General features: G+C 34.8%; 16 protein-coding genes. 9 read left to right on the top strand and 7 right to left on the bottom strand.

The window, feature by feature from the left end; genetic code table 11:
- Positions 1-158: 158 nt before the first annotated feature.
- Both G7A72_RS13740 and G7A72_RS13735 read left to right on the top strand, forming a co-directional pair.
- Positions 159-1,127: a hypothetical protein gene (locus tag G7A72_RS13740; RefSeq protein WP_165152864.1), complete on the top strand. Its 969-nt coding sequence runs from the start codon at positions 159-161 to the stop codon at positions 1,125-1,127.
- 355 nt (positions 1,128-1,482) lie between these two features.
- The gene (locus G7A72_RS13735; protein ID WP_165152863.1) at positions 1,483-1,683 is read left to right on the top strand and encodes a DUF4177 domain-containing protein; all 201 of its coding nucleotides are present in this window, start codon (positions 1,483-1,485) and stop codon (positions 1,681-1,683) included.
- A 311-nt stretch (positions 1,684-1,994) separates the two neighbouring features.
- Here the strand turns inward: G7A72_RS13735 and G7A72_RS13730 are convergent, their stop codons facing one another.
- From G7A72_RS13730 to G7A72_RS13720, 3 genes are all read right to left on the bottom strand, one after another.
- Positions 1,995-2,801, bottom strand: a complete 807-nt coding sequence (locus G7A72_RS13730) for a haloacid dehalogenase type II (protein ID WP_165152862.1) — start codon at positions 2,799-2,801, stop codon at positions 1,995-1,997.
- Positions 2,802-2,862: 61 nt separating this feature from the next.
- Entirely contained in the window at positions 2,863-3,462 is a 600-nt protein-coding gene (locus G7A72_RS13725) for a TetR/AcrR family transcriptional regulator (protein ID WP_165152861.1), read from the bottom strand.
- A 77-nt stretch (positions 3,463-3,539) separates the two neighbouring features.
- Positions 3,540-4,202 (bottom strand): RNA methyltransferase, encoded by a 663-nt coding sequence (locus G7A72_RS13720; RefSeq protein ID WP_165152860.1) that lies wholly within the window; start codon positions 4,200-4,202, stop codon positions 3,540-3,542.
- A 319-nt stretch (positions 4,203-4,521) separates the two neighbouring features.
- Between G7A72_RS13720 and G7A72_RS13715 the strand changes: the two genes are divergently transcribed.
- From G7A72_RS13715 to G7A72_RS13695, 5 genes are all read left to right on the top strand, one after another.
- The gene (locus tag G7A72_RS13715; RefSeq protein ID WP_165152859.1) at positions 4,522-5,217 is read left to right on the top strand and encodes an NAD-dependent deacylase; all 696 of its coding nucleotides are present in this window, start codon (positions 4,522-4,524) and stop codon (positions 5,215-5,217) included.
- A 115-nt stretch (positions 5,218-5,332) separates the two neighbouring features.
- Complete coding sequence (gene purB / locus G7A72_RS13710; RefSeq protein ID WP_165152858.1) at positions 5,333-6,679, top strand: adenylosuccinate lyase; 1,347 nt, start codon at positions 5,333-5,335, stop codon at positions 6,677-6,679.
- A 183-nt stretch (positions 6,680-6,862) separates the two neighbouring features.
- A complete protein-coding gene (locus G7A72_RS13705) occupies positions 6,863-9,103 on the top strand; it encodes a cation:proton antiporter (protein ID WP_113666248.1) in 2,241 nt (746 codons plus the stop codon).
- A 289-nt stretch (positions 9,104-9,392) separates the two neighbouring features.
- A complete protein-coding gene (locus tag G7A72_RS13700) occupies positions 9,393-9,998 on the top strand; it encodes an NAD(P)H-dependent oxidoreductase (protein ID WP_165152857.1) in 606 nt (201 codons plus the stop codon).
- Position 9,999: 1 nt separating this feature from the next.
- The gene (locus G7A72_RS13695) at positions 10,000-11,889 is read left to right on the top strand and encodes a monovalent cation:proton antiporter-2 (CPA2) family protein (protein WP_165152856.1); all 1,890 of its coding nucleotides are present in this window, start codon (positions 10,000-10,002) and stop codon (positions 11,887-11,889) included.
- A gap of 84 nt (positions 11,890-11,973) precedes the next feature.
- On the opposite strand, the gene guaB is transcribed toward G7A72_RS13695, so the two are convergent.
- On the bottom strand, positions 11,974-13,446 hold the full coding sequence (gene guaB, locus G7A72_RS13690; RefSeq protein ID WP_091166690.1) for an IMP dehydrogenase: 1,473 nt from the start codon (positions 13,444-13,446) through the stop codon (positions 11,974-11,976).
- A 163-nt stretch (positions 13,447-13,609) separates the two neighbouring features.
- Between guaB and G7A72_RS13685 the strand changes: the two genes are divergently transcribed.
- A complete protein-coding gene (locus tag G7A72_RS13685) occupies positions 13,610-16,129 on the top strand; it encodes a cation-translocating P-type ATPase (RefSeq protein WP_165152855.1) in 2,520 nt (839 codons plus the stop codon).
- An 8-nt stretch (positions 16,130-16,137) separates the two neighbouring features.
- On the opposite strand, the gene G7A72_RS13680 is transcribed toward G7A72_RS13685, so the two are convergent.
- The 3 genes from G7A72_RS13680 to G7A72_RS13670 form a co-directional block, all read right to left on the bottom strand.
- On the bottom strand, positions 16,138-17,532 hold the full coding sequence (locus G7A72_RS13680) for a DUF5723 family protein (protein ID WP_165152854.1): 1,395 nt from the start codon (positions 17,530-17,532) through the stop codon (positions 16,138-16,140).
- A complete protein-coding gene (locus tag G7A72_RS13675; RefSeq protein ID WP_165152853.1) occupies positions 17,529-18,080 on the bottom strand; it encodes a hypothetical protein in 552 nt (183 codons plus the stop codon). The genes G7A72_RS13680 and G7A72_RS13675 overlap by 4 nt, the downstream gene beginning before the upstream one ends.
- A gap of 109 nt (positions 18,081-18,189) precedes the next feature.
- Positions 18,190-19,053 (bottom strand): hydroxymethylglutaryl-CoA lyase, encoded by an 864-nt coding sequence (locus G7A72_RS13670; protein WP_165152852.1) that lies wholly within the window; start codon positions 19,051-19,053, stop codon positions 18,190-18,192.
- Between the two features lie 416 nt (positions 19,054-19,469).
- Here G7A72_RS13670 and G7A72_RS13665 point away from each other — a divergent pair, with 416 nt between their 5' ends.
- Complete coding sequence (locus G7A72_RS13665; protein WP_165152851.1) at positions 19,470-22,457, top strand: TonB-dependent receptor; 2,988 nt, start codon at positions 19,470-19,472, stop codon at positions 22,455-22,457.
- Positions 22,458-22,462 lie beyond the last annotated feature (5 nt).

Below are 22,462 nucleotides of genomic sequence, written 5' to 3'. Positions count from 1 at the left end.
CAAGAATATATCTTTGAAAACAAATTAAGCACTGTTTCATTTTATAAGTATTTTCAGTGATTTATTTATATATTTTAAAACCAATAACGTCTGATGTTTATTAGATTTATAAACTAGTTAGCGGTTATTCTTCAGAACTTATCGTATTAAATAACACTATGGAAAAAATAATCTACATCAGTTCAAAAGAAATTGGAGGTTTGACTTCAATTTCAAGGTTAGGGAATTCAGAAGTATTTTTAAAAGAATTAGAATCGGTTGATTTTCATTTTATTTTATTCTCAACATTATATCAAAGCGGAACAAATTACTTCCAATTAGATTTAAATGCTTTGCCACCAGAAATTTTAAACAACCCTTTTTGGAAAAATAAATTTATAGATATTGACAGAAGTACATTCAAAACATCATTAGTTAAATCCGCAGAGATTTTAAAAACTAATTTTGACTTTAAATTGGATGAAACTTATAGAGCTCCGCAAGCATTTTATTTTCAAGATTACTTCACAAGTTTATTTTATTCAACTGAAACTGGAATTCCATTCGTAAATCCCGATTTTGCTGATTCTAAAAGTTTTGACTTTCTGGAATCAAGAATGAGTAAGGAGTTATTTGTTGCAATTAAGAACTTAAACTCACTCATACAAACTAATGATATTTCGACTATAACTCCACAATATTCTATGCTCAAAAAAGATGTAAGAAGATTTGAAGATATAGTGGAATCTACATTGTACCGCAATTATCAAAGTTCGTTAATGCTTCTAGATGAAGAACCCAACAAATTGAAAGCAGTAAAAAAGGAAATTCAAGTTAATGCTTTAAAACTGCATCAAAAATACACTGGTAACCTTGACATAAAAAATATGGGGTTTAACTTTTTAAAAGCAAATAAAAAAGTAGCTGATTTATTTTTAAATAAACCATCATCAGTATTTGGAGACTTTGTTATTGAAACAATCGAAAAATTAGTGACGGGTAAACGGAAAGTAACTTTTTATAAAGTCGAAGAAGCGAATTTTATGTTACTTTGGGCAAATAGAATTGGAGAATTGACTCAGAAAGGTGGCGCAAATAAACTTTCGGAATTCTTGAAGAAATACGAAGAAGACAAGAATAACCGGTAACAGCCGTTTCCCCAGCTCCGCAAAGTATCCATGAAAATACATGAACTTTTCGTAAATGCTGCCTCCGCTACGCAAAGTATACCTGAAATCAAACAGTTTTTTCGTGAATGCTGCGCAAATGTCTCTGACGTTGCGCAATTTTTATAAATAGAAATCATATTAAAAACGTCATAAAGTGGCTAACTTTCCAAGGTGTTTTTAATAAAAAGAACCCCGGCATTCATTACAAATGGATCCTATATCTTGTTTGAGTTATTTATGAAAAATAAGAAAAAGCAACTTTTTTTTGTAAGCAAAATCTATTATATTTACATGCAGAGTTAGACCACTATTAACATTACCAAAAAAAACCATTATGAAAGAATACAAAGTAGAAAGTTTAATTTATTACTCTAAATTGACTTTAGATTCAAAGCACATTGCTAATGACTCAAAAAAAGAAATTCAGGAAAAACTAGATGAATATGCCGCTAAAGGATATAAGTTCACTACATCAACATCAACAAATTTCGGTTCTGCCATTTATATTCATTTGTATTTTGAAAAAGATATTTAATCAAAGTCAGAGAAAAATAATCCCCGCTTCGCAAAACACTTTTGAGAACATATAATTTTTTCCTAAATGCTGCGCAAATGTCTCTGACTTTGCGCAATTTTTATAAATGGAGATTATAGCAATAAGAACCAAGTGAAAAGAAAATACTAAATCCCCTCACAAGACAAGATAATCTCCATAAACGTTCAAAATACTGCAAACTACTTTAAACAACAAAGGAGGTAGAACAGCAAATAGCGTCACCTCCTTTATTAAAAGTACTAAATAAAAACACTTTTAAGTAATTTATAAGAATTCAGTTTTCAAGTCTATTATAATTTTACCAATTGTTTTGCAATCAACAAAAGATCCTTTTCATTTATTTCCGGTGAATTTGCCAGAGTAAATAACTGTTGTCCAGGCCTACTCACAAATGCCGTTTGCCAGCCAGCCCAATTAGCCCCAGCAACATCCCAACCATGAGCTGCGATAAGCATACAGTCCTTAGATTCAAATCCCATTTTTCTCGCAGCCCAATTATAAGCATCATAATGTGGTTTGAATTTACCCACGTCTTCAATACTTAATCGATCATCAAACAAATCATATATTCCAGCATTTTTTAATTGGGATTCAACTGCTTTGTTGGATGAATTGGTAAACGAAACTAACGTATACTCCTCTTTTTTCAATAGTATCAATGCTTCTTTTACTTCAGGATGCGCTGGTAAAGATAAGATTGGTTTAATTGCTTCGCCAGCTTGTTCATCGGTTATGACAACACCATTATTAAGACCAACCATCTTAAGCGCTGCACCTCCTATTTTGCCAAAATCATGATATTGATTTCCTACTGTGGTTACTAATGAATACTGCAACATTGTTGTAAACCAAAGCGATACTAAATCAGGTCTACCTCCTAAAGCATTTCCTATACTTTTTTTCATCGCATTCAGGTCTAATAATGTTTCATTAACATCAAAGAATAATACTTTCGGACGCTGGTATTTTTGCTCATCCGTTACCCCAATTGAATTCCCTTTTGCACTAAAAATAAGACTCGGAGCCACAATTCCTACTCCACCCACAGCTATCGCCTTATTAATAAAATTCCGTCTGCTTTTTTTAAATTCTTTCATTCTTATTTATTTAAATTATATGTTAAAAACATACCTGATAGTATGTTTTTGATTAAAAAAATTATCTTAAAAGATCTATATAGCGCTCTACTGCTAAAAGATAATCCTCTAAAACAACATCATTATTGTACAATTTTCGAATGCCTCTAACGCCTTCAAATGCACTGATTAAAAAAACTGCGACAGAAGAAGTATTTACCTCACTAGCAATCAAGTTATTTGCCTTTGCTTTTTCTAATAGCTGAATTAGTGCTAATTTCCATTCTTCAATAATTTTTTTTAATGCCAATTGATACGCTACTTCACTATCCGAAATTTCATTGATGAGATTATTCATTGGACAACCAGATTGTTTCTCTTCAATTGAAAAATTTTTAATTCGCTCGCAAAAAACAGTTTTCAAAATCGAAAATGGATCTCCTACTTCTAGCAAAGGAAGAATCATATTGTCATAAACTCTACTCTTAATCCTATCACTGATAACCGCAAGACCTAACTCTTTTTTATCTTTAAAATGATGGTAAAAAGCGCCTTTCGTAAGTTTTGTTTCCTTCATCACCTTATCAACACTAATAGCGTGAAAGCCATTTTTATAAAACAATACAAATGCTTTATCGATAATTAATTGTCTGGTCAACTCCGATTTAATTTCTTGTTTCATATTACGAATTTACTAAAACATTCCTACTGGTATGTTATTATCTAAAATAAATAACATTACTATAACATTATAAAAAACTATTTCACGTTTTCAGCAAAATACCGTTCTTCAATTCGCTTGATGTCTTTTATGGAATTTTTGGCCCAAGCCAAACGTTTTTCTAAAATTTCATTTTCAGATAATTGCCAATCAATGTTTGAATTCCGCAAGCGATTCGTCAGGTTTTGAATAATGATTGCCGCGGAAACGGAGATATTTAAACTTTCGGTGAAACCTACCATCGGGATTTTAAGAAAGCCATCGGCGCGTTTCAAAATTTCTTCGGATAATCCGTCTCTTTCTGTTCCAAAAAACAAAGCACTGGGTTTTGAGATATCAAAATCTTCCATCAAACAATCATTCTCATGCGGTGTGGTAGCAATGATTTGGTAGCCTTTACTTTTTAACGTATCCAGACAATTCGTAATGCTGTCAAAGGTATTGATGTCGACCCATTTTTGGGCGCCCATCGCAATTTCCTTGTCGATACTTTTTCCGTAGCGTTGCTCGATTACGTTCAATTCCTGAATTCCAAAAATCTCGCAGCTGCGCATTACTGCACTCGTATTGTGCATTTGAAAAATATCTTCGACAGCAATGGTAAAATGTTTGGTTCTGTTTTCCAATACTTTCAGAAATTTTTCTTTTCGGTTATCAGTCAGTATATTTTCAAGAAAGGCGAGATACTCTAAATCAATCATTGGGGATTATTTTTTTGCAAAAATAGTAAAAAAGACTAGCTTTATAAGCTAAGAGCATATTCTATAAAAATAAACATATAAGTCATATAAGTAATTGAATCAATGTATTGCCTTATTCTAAAGTATCAAAACCTCAGTAATGATTAAAGTTGCTCTAAAAACTTATAGGACATTATTTCAAGCGCATTGCTTAAGTTCATATAAACCTATTTTATTTACTTATTTGAACTTATATGACTTATATGTTTATTTTTTTTACAATGCTTTAAAATAAATTTTATGTTCTAAGAAACTTAAACCCTTAAAAAAAATCCATTAAATGAAAAAGAAACTTGTCGTCTTGACTGGAGCAGGAATCAGTGCCGAAAGTGGCATCAAAACTTTTCGCGACAGTGACGGACTTTGGGAAGGTCATAACGTCAATGATGTCGCCACTCCGGAAGGTTGGCATAAAAACCCGGCTTTAGTGCTTGATTTTTATAATCAGAGACGAAAACAACTCAAAGAAGTACAACCTAATTTAGGTCATCAAATTCTGGCTGAATTAGAGAATGAATTTGAGGTGTATATCATTACTCAAAACGTAGATGACTTACACGAACGCGCTGGTAGCACTAATGTGTTGCATTTGCATGGCGAATTATTGAAAGTCAGAAGTACCAAAAATCCAAATTACATTCTGGATTGGCAAGACGATTTGAATTTTGGTGATTTCGATGACAATCAAAACCAATTGCGCCCGCATATTGTTTGGTTTGGCGAGGAAGTTCCTGCGCTTGATGAAGCAATAACACTTGTGCAAAGTGCGGATTATTTTGCGGTGATTGGTACATCTTTGCAAGTCTATCCTGCGGCAGGATTAATCGATTTTACAAGCCGGGAAACACCTATTTTTTATATTGATCCAAAGCCGATAAAAATCCCAAATCTTAGAAATCCTTTGGAAGTCATTCCAGAAGTGGCTTCAAAAGGAGTTGCTTTTTTGAAAGAAAAATTACTCAATGATTTGCAATAACAGAGACAATGACTATGGTAAAAAATCAATTGTGATTGCAATAAAAATTTAAACTTATACCCCATAACTTATAACTTATAACTATTTTTGTGCCTTTCGAACAAACAACTATACAATGACTACTTTAAACGAATTGAATGCTATATCGCCAATCGACGGAAGATATAGAAACAAGACTATTTCGCTGGCTCCATTTTTCTCTGAAGAAGCCTTAATCAAATACCGAGTATTGATTGAAATTGAATATTTCATTGCTTTGTGCGAAGTGCCTTTGCCTCAACTGACAACCGTAAACCCAGATGTATTTGAAAGTTTACGTAATATCTATAAAAACTTCTCTACTGAAGATGCTCTTTGGATCAAAGAAACAGAGAAAGTAACCAACCACGATGTAAAAGCGGTGGAATACTTCATAAAAGATGCTTTTGAAAAACTAGGCTTATCCCAATATAAAGAATTCATTCACTTTGGATTGACATCCCAAGATATTAATAATACGGCAATTCCGCTTTCGACAAAAGAAGCTTTCGAGAAAGTATACATGCCTTCTTTGATTACTTTGACTTCAAAATTGAAAGATTTAAGTATCGAATGGAAAGACATTCCAATGCTTGCGCGTACGCATGGACAACCTGCTTCTCCAACGCGTTTGGGTAAAGAAATAGGTGTTTTTGTAGAGCGTTTAGAAGAGCAAATGCGTTTGTTGTTTAATGTTCCTTTTGCAGCTAAATTTGGTGGAGCAACCGGAAATTATAACGCACATCACGTGGCGTATCCACAAATTGACTGGAGAAAATTTGGAGGAAAATTTGTAGAGGAAAACCTTGGTTTACATCACTCCTTCCCTACTACACAAATTGAACATTACGATCATTTCGCTGCATTTTTTGATGCATTAAAAAGAATAAATACCATCATTATTGATTTAGACCGAGATATTTGGACGTACGTTTCAATGGAATATTTCAAACAAAAAATCAAAGCGGGAGAAATAGGATCTTCGGCAATGCCACACAAAGTAAACCCTATTGATTTTGAAAACTCAGAAGGAAATTTAGGAATTGCCAATGCGATTTTTGAACATCTTTCGGCTAAATTACCTTTGTCAAGATTACAACGTGATTTAACAGATAGTACGGTTTTGAGAAACATTGGTGTACCAATGGGACATACGTTAATTGCTTTTGAAGCTACTTTGAAAGGATTGAACAAATTGTTATTGAACGAACCAAAATTTCACGAAGATTTAGAAAAAAACTGGGCCGTTGTTGCTGAAGCAATTCAAACCATTTTACGTCGTGAAGGATATCCTAATCCGTATGAAGCGTTGAAAGGATTGACCAGAACCAATGAAGCGATTGATAAAAACGCAATTCATGGTTTTATTGCAACCCTAGATGTTTCGGATGCAATCAAAGCGGAATTGATGCAAATCACTCCAAGCAATTTCTTAGGAATATAGTTTAACAAAATTATTCGATTTTATAAAATCCCGTTGAAAAGGAACACTAAATTCTTTACAACGGGATTTTTGTTGCTAAAAAAATCATAAAAAGCTGTTTTAAGCATTAATTATACTTTCAAAATTAAAGTTTTTTTATATCTTACCAACATACACAAAACCTTAAAAAACAAATATACGCCTATGGATGCCGCAGAAACAGTAGCAAACGCCTCACACCATTTACAACCTTTAATCAGTGATTTAGGATTAATCCTAATGACCGCCGCGGTGGCCGTTTTGTTATTTAAAAAAATCAAACAACCTTTAGTTCTCGGTTATTTAATAGCTGGATTTTTGGCTGGAAACCATTTTGATTTTTTCCCTTCCATAAAAGATATTAAAAGCGTAGAAGTTTGGGCAGAAATTGGAGTAATCTTTTTGTTATTTAGTTTAGGACTGGAATTCAGTTTTAAAAAACTGATGAAAGTGGGCGGAACAGCATCAATTACAGCCATAACACAAATCCTTGCAATGGTTTCCATCGGTTATTTAGTAGGCCAATGGATTGGCTGGAAACCTATGGACAGCATATTTTTAGGAGTAATCCTTTCCATTTCCTCTACTACAATTATCCTAAAAACCTTTGATGAACTCGGAGTAAAAACCCAAAAATTTGCTGGAATCGTTATTGGTTCGCTTATTGTCCAGGATTTAGTTGCCATTTTAATGATGGTTTTACTATCAACAATTGCTGTGAGCCAACAGTTTTCAGGAAGTGAATTGTTATTATCTGTTCTAAAATTGATCTTTTTCTTGACGATATGGTTTGTAGGCGGTATCTTTTTCATCCCAACATTACTTAAAAAAGCAAAGAATCTTTTGACGGACGAAATGCTGCTAATCATTTCACTTGCTTTGTGTTTGATGATGGTTATTTTAGCAGCCAATGTCGGTTTTTCTCCTGCTTTAGGCGCATTCATCATGGGTTCTATCATTGCCGAAACGACTCAGGCAGAACACATTGAACATTTAGTTAAACCCGTAAAAGATCTTTTTGGAGCTGTTTTTTTCGTCTCGGTTGGTATGTTGATTAACCCTGACACCTTATACGAATATGCTTTACCTGTCGCTATTTTGACTTTTGTGGTGATTTTGGGACAATCCATCAGTTCTACGATTGGTGCTTTACTTTCAGGACAGCCACTGAAACAATCGGTGCAAACCGGAATGAGTTTATCGCAAATTGGGGAATTCTCTTTTATCATTGCCACGCTAGGAATGACGTTGAATGTAACCAGTGATTTTCTATATCCTATTGTAGTGGCAGTATCAGCAGTAACAACGTTTACGACTCCTTTTATGGTGAAATTCTCCACTCCGTTTTCTGAATATCTCGAGAAAAAATTACCTCGAAAATGGATTAAAAAAATTGAACGCTACAGTGCCAATGCGCAATCTATAAAATTGGTTAGCAACTGGCAGATAGTCGTTCGCGCTTTTCTGACACAAGTAATAATTCATTCTGTCATTATAGTGGCTGTAATTTTACTTTCGTCTAAATTCATTTTACCTTTAGTAAAAGACTCACAATTTGGAAATATATTCGCTGCATTAATTACATTAGTGATAATATCTCCTTTTTTATGGGCCCTTTCTTTGCGAAGGGTGGCTGTAAAAGAAGTGGCCATTTTAAGAGAGGAACGTAAATATCGCGGCCCCATTCTGATGATGATTTTATTGCGAATGGTGTTAACTCTTTTCTATATTGGATTTTTATTGAATATCTTTTTCTCTCCAATAATTGCATTTATAGCTTTGATAGCAGCGGTTGTTATCTATTTTGTTTTTCCAAAAAAACTAAACGCGCAATACCATAAAATAGAAGACCACTTTCTAAAAAATCTTAATGCCCGAGAAATAAAAAAAGCCATTAGAAGCCGAAGCGATTTAACACCGTGGGACGGTCACATGACCACTTTTGATATTGCGCCAACTTCCAATATTGCTGGAAAAACTTTAGAAGAGTTGCGTATTCGAGAACAATTGGGGATTAATATCGCCTTTATCAAACGCGGGGAAATCATGATTAATATTCCAAATAAAAGCGAACGTTTATTTCCCGGTGATGAAATTTGTGTCATTGGAACAGACAACCAAGTCAAGGAATTTAAATCATATTTGCATCAAAATGAAATAGAAATCCCGGAAAAAGTTGTTGATACTGATATCATCTTAAAACAATTAGAACTTAAGGAAGAAGAATTTATTGGTAAAAATATCCGCGACTCATTATTACGAGAAAAAACAAATGGATTGATTGTGGGAATTGAAAGAAGTGGAAAACGAATCTTGAATCCAGAGTCCAATATGATTTTAGAAAAAAATGATATTCTTTGGGTGGTGGGAAGCAAAAAATTACTAACCACGTTTTTCAAAAATTAGACATTCGGAAAATGCTTTAAAAATTATAATTCCAAACCAATTTTGGGGAAATAATTGCGTACCAAATATCTTTATATTTAAATCCTGTCAGAATAAAAGTTACGATTTTGTTTTGAGAGGATTTTTTGTTTTTTAACGATAAAAATAAAAAATAGCTTCTGAAAAAATTATAGCAATACAATTAACCAATATTTTATATCTTTCACTATATTTTTAAATCACATATAATACTAAAAATCAGATAGATAATATACGTTAATTAATAAAACAAACAGCAAAAATATTTTTCATGTCAAAAAACAAAATCTTAATCCTATTTTCCCATCCGCTTTTTGAGAAATCACAAGCGAATAAAGCCTTAGTGGAAAATATTCCCATTTCAGAAAACATAACTTTTCATGATTTATATGAGGAATACCCGGATTTTGATATTGATGTAAAAAGGGAACAAACATTGTTGAGTCAGCATAATATTATTATCTGGCACCATCCCATGTACTGGTACAGCTGTCCGCCGTTGATGAAACAATGGATTGACATGGTACTGGAACACAACTGGGCATATGGAAAAAAAGGTACTGCATTACAGGATAAAATTATTTTTCAGGTAATTACAACTGGTGGTGACAAAGAAAATTATTGCGAAACAGGCAGTGACAGATACACTGTTCTAGAATTATTAGAACCGTTTAACCAAACGGCAAAAGTGTGTAATATGACGTATTTACCGCCTTTTGTGGTACATGGTACACACAACATGACTAAGGAGGATTATGAAAAAAACGGATTGGTTTACGGTTATTTTCTGGACTATTTAGAAAATAATGATTTAGATACGGATGAAATTTTGCAATACCATTATTTGAACGAGTGGTTTGCTACAATACTAACATAAGATGGATACCAATTTTTTATTACAGGCAATCATTTACTTGTCAGCAGCCGTAATTTGCGTTCCAATTGCTAAAAAATTAGGATTGAGTTCAATTTTAGGCTACTTATTGGCGGGAATCGTAATTGGCCCCTATGTCCTTGGTTTTATTGGACAGGAAGGCCAGGATATTATGCATTTTGCTGAATTTGGTGTGGTAATGATGCTGTTTTTGATAGGCTTAGAACTGGAACCCAACAAGTTTTGGAAAATGCGAAAATTTATTATTGGAATGGGCTCTGGTCAAGTCGCGGGCACCACGCTAATTCTTTTTCTGGGATCTCTTTTATTTATGGATTGGAAATGGGAAACCGCATTAGCAATAGCATTGGCATTAGCTTTATCTTCTACAGCTATTGTATTACAAACTTTAAAGGAAAAAGGATTGTCAAATACGTCTGTGGGACGTTCCTCTTTTGCTGTTTTACTTTTTCAGGATATAGCTGTTATCCCAATTTTAGCTTTTCTGCCGCTTTTGTCAACAGTAAATATAGAAACAACAAATGATGCACCACAATCCTTAATCACTGGCTTTTCCAGTTGGCTGCAAACATTAGTTGTTATAGGAAGTATTTCTACCATATATTTTGCGGGACGTTTTCTATTTGTTCCATTATTGCACATTATTGCAAGAACACGCTTGCAGGAACTGTTTACCGCTTCAGCGTTATTATTAGTAGTTGGCGTTTCCTATTCCATGCAATTGGTTGGTTTAAGTCCTGCTTTGGGCGCTTTTATGGCAGGAGTCGTATTGGCTAACTCTGAATTTCGCCATGAATTAGAAGGCGATATCGCACCATTCAAAGGATTACTTTTAGGCTTATTTTTCCTTGGCGTAGGCGCATCGATAAATTTCCAATTGATTATTGAAAATCCAATTTTCATTTTTGCTTTTGGAGCCATCCTTACCCTTGTAAAATTCGCTGTTTTGTTTATAATAAGTAGATTTCATAAAAAAAATACCGATCAAAATTTATTGTTTGCTTTTGGCTTAAGCCAAGCTGGAGAATTTGGCTTCGTAATTATGAGTTTTTGTATGCAGTTGAATATTGTCCCTAACATATTAGCCAATCAAATAATGGCAGTAATCGCAATGAGTATGGTTGCAACTCCTTTTTTGCTTTTAATAAATGAGCGGTTAATTTATCCAAATTCAAGAACTAAAGAAAAAGGAACCGAAATCAAAAAAGATAACGATTTTATAGACGAGGATAATCCCGTAATTATTGCTGGTTTTGGTCATTTTGGAAGTACAGTTGGACGTTTGTTACGAGCCAATAAAGTAAAAACAACCATTCTGGATTATGATTCTGATCGAATTGATTTATTGCGGAAAATGGGTTTCAAAGTGTATTATGGTGATGCAACTCGATTAGAGCTATTGAAAGCTGCAGGTTGCGAGAATGCTAAAATTTTTATTGCTGCAATAGATAATCCTACTGTGAATTTACAAGTGATTGAAACCTTGAAAAAGCACTTTCCAAACTTAAAAATTCTAACTCGTGCCCGAAATAGAAACGATGCGTATGAATTAATCGATCATAAAGTCGAACATATTTACCGGGAAACTTTATATAGTGCGGTTAATATGGGTGTTGATGCATTAGTAGAATTAGGTCATCGAAAATATACTGCTACCAGACAAGGCCAACAATTTATAAAATACGATGAAATTACCACCCGAAAATTAGCCGAAAAACGACATGATAAAATGGCTTATATGATTACCATCAAAGAAGAAATTGAACTGCAGGAACAACTGCTGAAGAGCGATATTTATTCCCAAGTGGCAGCAACAAATCACAGTTGGGACAGCGGGCATTTGAAGAAAAACCTTTCGGAATCCTCAGACTAAAAACTTTTACAAAAGTAAAAAGGCATAATTAAAACCGATAACGGAATTAATTATGCCTTTTTTATTGTTTTAAAAAACTAAAAATTATCTTGAATAATTTGGAGCTTCTTTTGTAATCGTAACATTATGAGGGTGACTTTCATTGATTCCGCTGGCTGTTATGCGAACAAAACGCCCGGTTTCCTGTAAAGTTGGAACATCTTTTGAACCACAATATCCCATTCCGGCACGAAGACCACCAATGAATTGTTGCATACTTTCGTTCAATTCTCCTTTGTAAGGAACACGACCTACAATTCCTTCTGGAACCAGTTTTTTCACATCATCTTCAACATCTTGGAAATAACGGTCTTTTGAACCTTCCTGCATCGCTTCAACAGAACCCATTCCACGATACGATTTGAATTTTCTTCCTTCGAAAATGATAGTTTCACCAGGAGATTCCATTGTTCCTGCTAATAATGAACCTAGCATCACACAGTCAGCACCTGCAGCAATTGCTTTCGGGATATCACCTGTGTAGCGAATTCCACCATCAGCAATTACTGGAACTCCAGTTCCTTTGATAGCTGCAGCCACTTCAAGAACAGCAGAAAATTGAGGGAAACCAACACCAGCAACAATACGAGTCGTACAAATAGAACCTGGACCAATTCCTACTTTTACACCATCTGCTCCATTTTCAACTAAAAACTTAGCTGCTTCCGGAGTTGCAATATTACCTACAATTACATCTATTTGGGGAAATTTACTTTTTACTTCTTTCAACACATTGACAACACCTTGCGTATGTCCATGAGCGGTATCAATAATAATGGCATCAACACCAGCGTTTACTAAAGCTTCGGCTCTTTGAACCGCGTCACCTGTCACACCTATCGCTGCAGCAACGCGCAAACGACCATAAACATCTTTATTGGCAATTGGTTTTTGGGTTAATTTAGTGATGTCTCTAAAAGTAATCAAACCCACTAATTTGTAAGCTGCGTTTACAACAGGTAATTTTTCGATTTTATGACCTTGCAAAACTACTTCTGCTTGCTCCAAAGAAGTACCTTCAGCAACAGTAACCAAGTTTTCACTGGTCATTACCTCAACAATAGGTCTTGAACTATTTTTTTCGAAACGTAAATCTCTGTTGGTAACGATTCCTTTTAGTATTTGATTTTCATCTACAATTGGAATACCTCCAATACCAAATTCTTTCATGGCGTTTTTGGCATCAGCAACCGTAGAAGTTAATGGCAAAGTAACCGGATCGATAATCATTCCAGACTCTGCACGTTTTACTTTTCTAACTTTCGCAGCTTGTTGCTCGATAGTCATATTTTTATGCAAAACGCCTATTCCTCCTTCTTGAGCCATAGCAATTGCCATAGCACTTTCGGTTACGGTATCCATAGCAGCGGATACAATAGGAACATTTAGCGTTATATTTCTTGAAAATTTGGATTGAATACTCACTTCGCGAGGAAGCACATTTGAGTAGTTGGGAACTAATAGAACATCATCGTAAGTTAATCCTTCACCGATAATCTTAGAGTTGTGTGCGATCATTGCAATTGTAGTTGGAGTTTAATTGCGTGCAAATATAGATAATTTTAAGCAAAAAATTGCTATCATCTTCCAATAAATAATTAAATTGCAGTTCAAAGTCAATTCTTTGGTTCTAAATTGCCACTTACTTTCCAACCCAGAAAATCCGTTTAATTTATTTGCTATGACAGAAACTCAACAAGAATTAAAAGGACTTTCAAATGAGGCGGTTTTACTTTCGAGAACGAAAAATGGTTTAAACTCCATAGTGAATCAGAAAAAAAATCAGTTCTTAAAATCCCTGTTCGAAATGGTAAAAGAACCAATGTTTCTCCTGTTACTCACCGCAACCAGTATTTATTTTATTACCGGTGATTACGGAAACGGAATTTTCATGAGTGCAGCAATTGTGTTGGTTTCCACCATTTCATTGTATCAAGAATCCAAAAGCAGAACAGCAATTGAAGCGTTAAAAAAATTATCCCAACCCAAAAGTAAAGTCATACGCAATGGAGAAATAACCGAAATTCCAAGTGAGGAAATTGTTGTTGGCGACCTCATCCAAACAGAAGAAGGAACTTTTATTCCAGCCGATGGCCTTATTCTTCAATCCAATGATTTTGCAGTTAATGAATCTATTCTTACTGGGGAATCGATGGCTGTTTTTAAAAATGAAACTGCCGAAAATAATACCGTATTTCTTGGAACCATTGTAACTGGTGGTTTAGCAATTTGCGAAGTAACAGCTATTGGCAACAAAACCCAATTGGGTAAAATCGGCAAAAGTCTGGAGGCAATCGTTGAAGAAAAAACCCCGTTGCAAATCCAAATGGGGAATTTTGTCAAAAAAATGTCTCTTGTTGGCTTGGTGATTTTTGTTTTTGTCTGGGTTATCAATTATTACAATTCAAACAATGTCTTAGACAGTCTGTTGAAAGCGCTTACTTTGGCTATGAGCATTATTCCTGAGGAAATTCCGGTAGCATTCACCACATTCATGGCCTTGGGTTCTTGGCGATTAATGAAAATGGGAATCATCGTAAAACAGACAAAAACGGTTGAAACCTTAGGGAGTGCAAACGTAATTTGTACGGATAAAACAGGAACAATCACCGAGAACAAGATGAGTTTGGCGCAATGGTACACATTATCTGATGATATTATCAAAGTAAGCAACAGTGATGAAACTAATAATAATAATAATGAGCATGATATAGAATTACTGAGTCTCGCCATGTGGGCCAGCGAACCCATTCCGTTTGACGCGATGGAAATTGCATTACACGAAGCGTATTCGAAATTAAAAATAGCAGATGAACGCCCTAATTTTAAATTAGTTCATGAATATCCATTAGATGGAAAACCACCGATGATGACTCATGTTTTCGAAAATAAAAATGGAACGAGATATATTGCTGCCAAAGGGGCTCCCGAAGCATTGATTGCCACTTCAAGTGTAACTGAAAACGAAAAAAAACAAATTCTCTCTGCAATGACAAAAATGGCTTTGCAAGGATATCGCGTATTGGGTGTTGGTTTAGCTGAATTTTCAGGTACTGATTATCCTAAAAAGCAACAGGAATTCACCTTTACTTTTAAAGGATTAGTGGCGTTTTACGATCCTCCAAAAGCAAATATAAAAGCAGTATTCGAAACTTTTTATAAAGCCGGAATTCAAGTCAAAATAGTTACGGGCGATAATGCAGAAACAACCGCTACAATTGCCAAACAAATTGGCTTTAGAAATGCGGATAAAACGCTAAATGGGGACGAATTAATGGCCATGGACGATGCTACACTTCGAGAAAAAGTAATGGAAACGTCCATTTTTACAAGAATGTTTCCCGAGGCCAAACTCAAAATTATAAAAGCATTAAAAGACAACAATCAAATTGTAGCTATGACGGGTGACGGGGTCAATGACGGACCTGCTTTAAAATCAGCGCACATAGGAATTGCCATGGGAAAAAAGGGAACCGAAATTGCCAAGGAAGCCGCCAACCTGATTCTTATTGACGATGATTTTTCTAAAATGATAGACGCCATTGCCATGGGCAGAAAAATATATAATAATCTAAAAAAAGCCATACAATACATTATTTCCATCCACATTCCAATCATCATGATTGTCTTTATTCCATTGGCATTGGGCTGGATTTACCCCAATATTTTTTCCCCGGTTCATGTCATCTTTCTGGAGATAATCATGGGACCAACCTGCTCTATAATTTATGAAAATGAACCTATGGAACGTAATTTAATGCTGTTACAACCCAGACCTTTTACCAATACTTTTTTCAAACTTAAAGAAGTTACCATCAGTATAATTCAAGGACTTGTCATTACAGCGGGACTTTTGTTTGTTTACCAATATTGTGTAGCTACAAATTGTTCGGAAAGCGCAACGAGAACAGTAGTTTTTCTAACATTAATTTCATCTAACATTTTTCTGACGCTGACGAATCGTTCTTTCTATTACTCGATATTTACAACATTAAAATACAAAAATAATCTGGTTTTGATGATCATCAGCGTAACCATTCTAATTACAGCTTCGTTATTATTTGTACCATTATTTGCTGCTTTTTTCCAGTTCGAAAGGGTTTCGGGATTCCAAATAGGATTAAGTATTTTAGTGGGTCTTGTTTCGGTGCTTTGGATCGAAATTTACAAAGGATTTAAACGAAGAAAAGTTCAATTTTAAACAGCAATTTATTTTTTAGTATTCTTAAAAATAACATTCAGTCCCAGTTGAAAAGAAAGACTATTTGCCTTGGTAACATCGCTGTATTCTAAAAGATTATCGGCAAGAACATAGAAATTTACAGGTCCAAAATGACTGGATAATCCCAATCCTATATTCTTGTACGAATACGAATCCAATGTGTACGTGGCTTTCATTTGCAATGCCTTGAATATTTTTCTTCGGTAATACGTGGTAAATGCTACTAATGGCGTTCTTGGCGTAGACATCACAAATAACTGGGCGCCAACCGCACTTTTATAAGTCGTTTCCGGATCATAATTAAGACAATTACAATCTTCTGGTCTTTCTTCATCAAAGGAATACTGAACCGAAGTATTGAATTTTGCCGGACGCCAAGTTGTGTAATCCGCGTACAAGGTATCCAAAGGAATGGCTTCTTTAAATTCTTGATATCCGCCTCCTGCGGAATTTCCGGAACTGAAATTTGGAATCACACCTTCGTATTTGTAAGTTCCTTTAAAGGTTAAACTCTCCACTTCTTTGCTGTGTTTAATGAAACCCACGTCAATAATACTGGCGGTAACTTGTATGTTTTTCTTTGGATAATAGGTAAAACCGGCATCAAATCCCAAACCTAAATTACCCCCGAGAAGAGCTCTTTTAGTAATATCTTTGGCTACATTTGGCTCATAATCTTGATCATCATATTGAGCAATACCAGAGGTGTTAAGCTGCAATTGCGAATAAATCATCTGTTCATAAACTCCTGTATCTGAAGAAATCGTGTAGATGTAACCGGAGTTGTTCGTAGAATTAGCATTGTAAATACTCGAATAAATTTTTCCACGTACTCCTAAAATAAACTTTTCGGTGATGTTTTTATGAAATCCAAGATGAAATACGGATAGCATTTCTGCTTTGGCACTCAAATCGCCCAAATTAAACACTTTACCCAAATAGTTTCTATTTCCGTCTAAAGCTAAAATGGCAATGTCTTTAGGAACATAACTCAGCATATCGAATTCCTGATACATTCCAAACGAAATATAGGAATCATTTTGTTCTCCAGCTATTTTGAAACCGCCGTTAAAAATTTCTATTTGTTCGTTGATTGCTACTTTATCTTTTCGGGTGGTAGAAAATACTGCATTGCGCAATTTCACATTAAAATCTACTCCATTATCTGCAAATAAATCATAGGCCGAAAACCCGCTTGAGCCTACGTTTGCAGAAATCCCAGACAATAAAGGAACTCCAGCATACCAATTGTACTTGAAATCGGCACCCGGATTAGTCATCAAAGACTGAGGAACTGAAGTGAAATTATATAAAATTTGTTTGTTTTGTGAAAAGCAATTTATTGCCAGAAATAGAACAAAAATCAAGATTATTTTTCTCATTCTACTACTAAATAAGCGGTTACACCTGAACGCAATTTTAATCTACCTGAACTATTCTCATTCAATGTAGCACCCGGCAACATCGTCAATGTAAAAACAATTTTTGTAGTTCTTTTTAATAAGTCAAGTTGGGCATTTTCGAATATTTCAGTCTTGGTAACTTTATTTTCTGCGCCTGTGTATGCAGGAACAGAAAAATTAGTAGCATGAACCCGTTGATTATTATTGTCTAAAAATACTAAATCTACTGAATAAGCTCTATTTATGGTGTTTTCCATTTCAAAGAAAAACTCTACTTTTTTCAAATTATCTCTAAAAAAATCATCATTGAACACATCAACGGTTGGTGTATCAAAAATCACGCTTTGCTCTACTCCATTTGTAACAAATTCATTTGCCGGAACATCAAAATATACTAAATTAGCTACGAAAATAGGCTCCAATTTTAAATCATTCGCCTGATCATAATCTAAATCACTTGCACATGAAAAAGAAAATAATAGAAGAATTAATAGGCCTACAACTCTATTTAAAGCAGGTCGTTTCATAATTTTATAAGTTAAAGGTAATTTAGTGAATATTATTACTCAACGCATCAATACTACACTTAGTATCAACATTGTAAAGAGTTCAACTATATTTTCGTTTATTTTTTTTCTAATGAAATTCCCCAAACAACTTAGATGCTTCATTGTAAGCGCTTTCAAAACTCATTGGACTCATATTTGTAAATTCCTTTTGTGCTGTAAAATAAGACAATAATTTCTCCGTAGGCATATTACCTGTTAAATTATCAGTCGCCATTGGACAGCCACCAAAACCTTGAATAGCACCATCGTATCGACGGCATCCTGCTTTGTACGCAGCATCAATTTTCTCAAACCATTTGTCAGGTGTGGTATGAAGGTGCGCCCCAAATTCTATTTCGGGATATTTTGGAATTAAATTCGAAAATAAATACGAGATTACATCAGGAGTCGAACTTCCCACCGTATCCGAAAGTGACAGGATTTTCACTCCCATAATGGCCAATCTTTCCGTCCATTCTCCAACTATTTCAACGCTCCAGGGATCACCATATGGATTACCAAAACCCATTGATAAATAAGCCACCACTTCTTTGTTGCTTTTAGCTGCAATTTCCAGAATTTCCTGTAAGGTAATTAATGATTCGGCTATAGTTTTGTGCGTATTCCGCATTTGGAAATTCTCAGAAATCGAAAAAGGGAAACCTAAATAATGTATCTCAGGATGAACTGCTGCTAAAGTTGCCCCTTGCGTATTGGCAATAATCGCTAAAAGTTTACTACGGGTTTGAGACAAATCAAGTCGTGCCAAAACTTCAGCTGTATCCTGCATTTGCGGAATTGCTTTTGGAGAGACAAAACTTCCAAAATCAATACTGTCAAAACCTACCCGCAATAACGATTGAATATAAGCCACTTTCTTTTCCGTAGGAATAAAGGGTTTGATGCCTTGCATGGCATCTCGTGGACATTCTATAATTTTTATTGGCTCCATAGGAAGCCAAAGATACTAAAACTTGTAAAGTTGCAAAATTTCTAACTTGCTAAATTTTCACAAACAAAAACTGATCGAATTATATCGATTGTAACAGCTTAATTATTTCTATTAACCCACATTTTACACAAAAATTTAGAAACTTCTGTCCAAAAGCTGAAGTAACAGTTCAATTACAACTTGACAAACATTTAAAGAGCTATTTAATCTCAAGATATAGTAAGCTTACAGTGCACTATGTTCAACGATTAACATAAAAGAGATAATCCGCTATTTTTATTGATTCTGTTTTTTTTCTTAAAAAAAATTAAATTATCAACAATAAAACAACATTGAGACATTTTTTTTAAACATAATACATTATAATTAACATTTTATTTAGATATTTGACCTAACTAATCTTAAATAATCCAAAAATGAAAATTAAATTCAAACATTTTTTGAGTTTACTAATTGTACTCTCCGTACAATTGACATTTGCTCAAGAAAGTACTATGTCAGGTAAAGTTACCGACATGGGCGGCCTTCCCGTTCCAGGTGCTAATATTGTAGTAAAAGGAACTACTATCAGCACACAAACAGGTTTTGATGGTGATTTCACCATTAAAGCAAAAAAAGGACAAATTTTAATCGTCAGTTTTATAGGAATGAAAACGGTAGAAATTCCTGCATCTTCTGCAATGCTGATAAAGTTAAGTGACGCCTCTAATCAATTAGAAACTGTGGTTGTCGTAGGATATGGAACCCAAAGCAAAAAGAAACTAACGGATAATATTGCTCGTGTAACAGCAAAAGACATCCAACAAATTCCTGTATCAAATGTGCAAAATGCTTTAGTTGGTAAATTAGCGGGTGTTCAAATCACGCAAACCAATGGTAAAGTTGATGGAGGAATAAACATTCGTGTACGTGGTGCTGCCAGTATAAGTGCGGGAACACAACCGTTATATGTTTTGGATGGAATTCCTTTGGTAACTACAAATGAATCCAGTAACGGCGCACCAACCAACCCGCTGCTAACCTTAAGCCCAAACGAAATTGAATCTATTGATGTCCTAAAAGATGCATCATCTGCGGCGATTTATGGAGCCAGAGGTGCTAATGGAGTGGTATTGATTACTACTAAACGAGGAAAAGAGGGTAAAGGAACTTTCTCTATCAACCTTTCTCAAGGAGTTAGTCAAGCTACTAATAAAAGAAAATGGTTGAATGCAGACCAATATATAGAATTGTTTACAGAAGCTTCTATCAATGGACTCGGCGATGCAGCTGAAGCCGAAGATACTTTCGATTTCTTGGCTCAAGGTACAGATTGGAGAAACAGAGAAGTAGACACCGATTGGCAGGATACTGCATTTCAAGACGGATTCAATACCGATGCTGATTTTTCAGTTTCTGGAGGAGATGCTAATACTCGCTATTTCTTTTCTGGAGCTTACAACAATACTACAGGAATCATCAATAGTAATGCGTTAGAGAGAGTAACTGCGCGTACAAATGTATCGCATAAGGTTTCAGACCGATTCACTGCTGGTATGAATTTGAGCTTTTCCAGATCACAAATTGATCGAGTTCAGGATGACAACTCTTTTACAACTCCTCTACAGGCTGTAGCCCAATCACCATTATCTCCCGATCGATTAGAAGATGGTACAGCAAATCCAAACACGCTGTATGCTAATTATTTATTAGCGATTGATAATTCGTTTTGGAAAACAATAATGAGAAGAGTTACCGGAAAAGTGTATGGAGAATTTAAAATTATTCCTTCCTTAAAGGCTAATTCTGATTTTTCTTATGATCTTTTATCACAAACAGAGGATGCTTGGTATGGGAAAAACTCTCCTTTTATGGCTACTGATGGAGAAGCTTACGCCACTTCTGTAAATAACGAGACATACATTTACAGTAATTATTTGACCTTTGACAAAACGTTTGGTGAGAAACATGACATTAATGCCGTTGCGGGTATGGAGTTCAATAAATTCAATCGCAGATTTCAAAGTGTAACCAGTATTTATTTTCCAAATGACTCGTTCCAAACCGTAGATGGTGGAGCAGAAGTATCCGCAGGATCTGGAAACGAAACAGATTATACCTTTGTTTCTCAATTTGGCCGAATCACCTATTCATTCGCTGATAAATATATTTTCAAGGCGAGTATTCGTCGTGATGGCTCTTCTCGTTTTGGTAAAAATGAACGATTTGGAACTTTTCCAGCCTTCTCAGCTGGTTGGATTATTTCAGAAGAAAGCTTCTTAAAAGACAATGCTACTTTGACTTTTTTAAAATTAAAAGGAAGTTGGGGTAAATTAGGAAATGCCGAATTAGGAAATTTTGCTTCTCGCCAATTGTACGGTTCAAATCCTTATAACTTAAAATCAGGACTTTCGTTCACGCAAGCCGGAAATGATAATCTTACTTGGGAAAAATCTACGCAAATCGATTTTGGTGTTGAATTTGGTTTATTAAACCGAATCAGCGTTGAAGCAGATTATTACAAAAAAAACACCGATGGATTGTTGTTTAGCGTACCATTAGCTTTAAGTTCTGGTGCAACTTCCATTAATCAAAATATTGGTGAAGTTCAAAGTAGTGGTGTCGAATTTACTTTAAATACAAAAAATATTGATTCTGATAAACTAAAATGGAATACCAGCTTAAATATTACCACAAATCAATCTGAAGTAATATCGATGCCTAACAATAATAAAGACATCATTGGTACATTTACTATTAACAGAGTTGGAGAAAATATATCTTCCTTTTTCTTGGCAGAATATGCCGGAGTTGACCCTGCTAACGGTGACGCTTTATATGTAAAAAACACTCTTCTTGCTGATGGATCTTTGGACAAATCAACTACAAATGATTATGCCGAGGCGTCAAGAGTTGTATCAGGAAATCCATTCCCAACCTTGATGGCTGGTATGACTAACACTATTAATTATAAAGGGATTGATTTTTCTTTTACTTTTCAAGGAGAATGGGGCGCCAGTATTTATAACTCAGCTGGTAAATACCAATCTGTAGCTGCTGATTATTTTGACAACCAAACTGTTGATCAATTAAATCGTTGGCAAAATCCTGGAGATATAACTAATGTTCCACAAGCAAGATTATATGGTAGCAACGGAACTGGGGAATCTACACGATTTTTAGATAAATCTGATTTTGTACGTTTAAGAAACCTAACCATAGGATATTCACTTTCCGGGAATGCTATTAAAGAACTTGGAATGAGCAGCGTTCGTCTTTACGCAACGGGTGTCAACTTGCTTACATTCACAAACTATTCTGGTTATGACCCAGAAGCAAGAAGAGATGATACGGGTATTGGAGAAGAATTTTATTCTGCACCACCTGCGAGAACAATTGCTTTAGGAGTAAATATTAATTTTTAAAAATT

The sequence above is a fragment of the Flavobacterium sp. Sr18 genome, assembly GCF_011064265.1.
Taxonomy (GTDB): Bacteria; Bacteroidota; Bacteroidia; order Flavobacteriales; family Flavobacteriaceae; genus Flavobacterium; species Flavobacterium petrolei.
The sequence above is the reverse complement of the archived record's forward strand: the minus strand, read 5'-3'. Positions and strand labels throughout refer to the sequence as shown.